Origin of the sequence: Pseudomonas sp. 34 E 7 (assembly GCF_900005715.1) — a bacterium.
GTDB classification, from domain to species: Bacteria; Pseudomonadota; Gammaproteobacteria; order Pseudomonadales; family Pseudomonadaceae; genus Aquipseudomonas; species Aquipseudomonas orientalis_A.
The window spans coordinates 62,697-65,662 of record NZ_CVTX01000189.1 but is presented as its reverse complement, the minus strand read 5'-3'; the positions used below and the strand labels follow the sequence as shown (position 1 = coordinate 65,662).

General features: G+C 62.3%; 4 protein-coding genes. 3 read left to right on the top strand and 1 reads right to left on the bottom strand.

Annotated features, from left to right (window positions below):
• A partial coding sequence (gene cynR / locus BFP96_RS27070; protein ID WP_065937380.1) for a transcriptional regulator CynR occupies positions 1–657 on the bottom strand: 657 nt, incomplete at its 3' end.
• A gap of 113 nt (positions 658–770) precedes the next feature.
• On the opposite strand from cynR, the gene BFP96_RS27065 reads away from it, so the two are divergent.
• From BFP96_RS27065 to BFP96_RS27055, 3 genes are read left to right on the top strand one after another with little or no spacing between them, the layout of a single operon-like run.
• Entirely contained in the window at positions 771–1,412 is a 642-nt protein-coding gene (locus tag BFP96_RS27065) for a carbonic anhydrase (RefSeq protein ID WP_065897707.1), read from the top strand.
• A gap of 27 nt (positions 1,413–1,439) precedes the next feature.
• Positions 1,440–1,910, top strand: a complete 471-nt coding sequence (gene cynS, locus BFP96_RS27060) for a cyanase (protein ID WP_065937379.1) — start codon at positions 1,440–1,442, stop codon at positions 1,908–1,910.
• Between the two features lie 56 nt (positions 1,911–1,966).
• Positions 1,967–2,806: a cache domain-containing protein gene (locus BFP96_RS27055; RefSeq protein ID WP_065937378.1), complete on the top strand. Its 840-nt coding sequence runs from the start codon at positions 1,967–1,969 to the stop codon at positions 2,804–2,806.
• The last annotated feature ends 160 nt before the right edge of the window (positions 2,807–2,966 follow it).

Sequence of the window (2,966 nt, the reverse complement as noted above, 5' to 3'; positions counted from 1 at the left end):
GATGGAGTTGGCCTCCATGACAATGCGCGGTGTTACGCCCTGCCGGCGGCAGTAGTCATCGATATAGCGGCGCGTGGCAAACCCCGCATCGAGCAGGACCAGCGGCTGCTCGAACCCTGCCGACCGATTCACCTCGGGCGAATCCGCCCGCACCACCACGCTCAAGGCCTCGGCAAACAATGCCTCACACTCGATATCCGGCCCGTGCTCGCCGGCAAAGCCGATGCCGATATCCAGCAAATCCTCGCCCAGCGCGGCTTCGATGCGGTCCTGGGTCAACTCTTCGACGCTCAAGGTGATGCCCGGGTACAGCCCATGGAACTGCGCCAGCAACGGGCCGATCAGGTAGGCGGTAAAGGTCGGGGTCATCGCCAGGCGCAGATGCCCGCGGCTCAAGTCCTGCACGTCATGCATCGCACGGGTGCCGGCCTCCAGGTCCTGCAAGGCCAGCCGGGCAAAGCGAACATAAGCCTGCCCCGCATCCGTCAGGCTGACGCTGCGCCCGGAACGATCGAGCAGCGGCGCGCCCAAGGTGTCTTCAAGTTGCTTGATCTGTTGTGACAAGGTCGGCTGCGACACATGCAGCGCCTGGGCCGCGCGGGTGAAATTGCGGTGCTCGGCAACGGCCAGCAAATAACGGATATGGCGCAACAGCATCAACGACGTTCCAACTATAGGCAGGGCTTATAGAAACCATAATAAGCCGGTCTTGGACGCTATAGACGAAAACTTCCATCCTTGCCCCATCAGCCACGCAAGGAGAAACCCTCATGCAGCACCTCATCGACGGCTTTCGCAAATTCCAGCGCGAAGCCTTTGCCGAACGCAGCGACCTGTTCAAACACCTGGCCACCACGCAAAACCCCGGCACGTTGTTCGTGTCGTGCTCCGACAGCCGTGTGGTCCCGGAACTGCTGACCCAGCAGGAACCCGGCGACCTGTTCGTCATCCGCAACGCCGGCAATATCGTGCCGTCCTACGGGCCGGAACCGGGCGGCGTATCGGCCACGGTCGAATATGCGGTGGCGGTACTCGGCGTAAGCGACATCGTGATCTGCGGCCACTCCGACTGCGGCGCAATGACCGCCATCTCCACCTGCACCTGCCTGGACCACCTGCCTGCGGTAGCCAACTGGCTGCGCCATGCCGAGTCGGCCAAGGTCATCAACGCCGCCCGCCAGCACGTCTCGGACGCGGCGCGCCTGGATGCACTGGTGCGTGAAAACGTGGTCGCTCAATTGGCTAACCTCAAGACTCACCCATCCGTCGCCCTGGCGCTGGAGCAAGGCCGGCTGAACCTGCACGGCTGGGTATACGACATCGAAACCGGTGGCATCGACGCACTGGACGGACGCAGCGCACGCTTCGTGTCCCTGCTCGAACACCCGACCACCCGCGCTCACGCCGCCTGAACCCATTCAACCCAAGAGGACTTCATCATGCTGCAATCGAACTTTTCCCAAACCCCTCGCCTGGCCCTGGCCGACACCGTCATCGACCTCAAGGCACGCAAGAACCTGTCCTGGCAGGACCTCGCCGACGGCACCGGCCTGAGCCTGGCCTTCGTCACCGCCGCCCTGCTCGGCCAGCATCCGCTGCCCAGGGACGCCGCCGACGTAGTGTGCGCCAAACTCGGCCTGGACGAGGACGCCAGCCGCCTGCTGCAAAGCGTGCCCCTGCGCGGCAGCTTCCCCGGCGGCGTGCCGACCGATCCGACGATGTACCGGTTCTACGAAATGCTGCAGGTCTACGGCTCCACCCTCAAGGCCCTGGTGCATGAGCAGTTTGGCGACGGCATCATCAGCGCGATCAACTTCAAGCTGGACATCAAGAAAGTCGAAGACCCGGACGGAGGTTCGCGCGCGGTGATCACCCTGGACGGTAAATATCTGCCAACCAAACCCTTCTGATCGTTCGCCGAACCGTCTACGCTCTTGTCATTCCAACAAGACCGAGGGACGGGTAGATGAACGCACTGCTACGACTCGCCTGGCTGCTGCTGTTGTGCGGCAGCCAGGTGCACGCCGACACGGCCAATGACGCCGACGCTCAAGCGGCCAAGGCGTTGCTGGACAAGGCCCTGGTTTACTACCAGAACAATGGCGACAAGGCGTTGGCCGCTTTCAGCCGCCAGGGCGAATTCATCGACCAGGACCGTTACGTCTTCGTGGTCGACACCAAAGGCGTGCTGCTGGCCAGCGGCGGCCCCTCCTCGGCCTTGATCGGACGCGACGTGTCCGAAGTCCTCGGGCCTGACCTGCAAGCCTCGTTCAAACACGCCATCAGCGCGCCCGAAGGCCAGGGTATCCAGCAGGCCGATTATCGCTGGCAGAACTGGAATGACGGCAAGGTCGAACACAAGCACGTGTTTTACCAGCGGGTGGGCGAGCGCATCCTGGCGGTCGGCTATTACCTGCCACGGGCCACGCCGGAGCAGGCGCGGGCGCTGCGCAACAAGGCGGTGAACGCGCTGGTGAAGGACGAAGCGGGGACGCTCAAGGCGATCAACTCATTGCAGGGTGGTTTCCTGCAGGATGATCTCTACGTGTTCGTGGTTGACCTGAATACGCGGCGCTATGTGGCGCACGGCACCAACCTGCGTTTGATCAATACCGATTTCGCCAAGGTCAACGACCCGGATGGCCGGCCTGTCGGGGAGCCGATCCTTGCGTTGATGGGGGAACAGGATCAGGGCGAATATAAATACCGCTGGAAGAACCCGGTAACCGGGAAGATTGAGAATAAGCATGCTTATGTGCGCAAGGCCGGGCATTTGATGGTGGCGGTGGGGTATTACAGTCCCTGATGCGTCTGGCGAGTACCTATCTAACGGATATGTACGCTGTTGGCTTTATGTGGGAGGGGGCTTGCTCCCGATGGCGGCCTCTGGGCCGACCAGGATGTTGGATCAGATCGAGTACATATCCGTTTCTGCGGTCACGGCCACTTAGGGTTCCGCCCTGACG

Excerpts from the sequence above, each read along its gene's own strand:
- BFP96_RS27065 (WP_065897707.1), top strand. The coding sequence starts at position 771 with ATGCAGCACCTCATCGACGGCTTTCGCAAATTCCAGCGCGAAGCCTTT.
- cynS (WP_065937379.1), top strand. The coding sequence starts at position 1,440 with ATGCTGCAATCGAACTTTTCCCAAACCCCTCGCCTGGCCCTGGCCGAC.
- BFP96_RS27055 (WP_065937378.1), top strand. The coding sequence starts at position 1,967 with ATGAACGCACTGCTACGACTCGCCTGGCTGCTGCTGTTGTGCGGCAGC.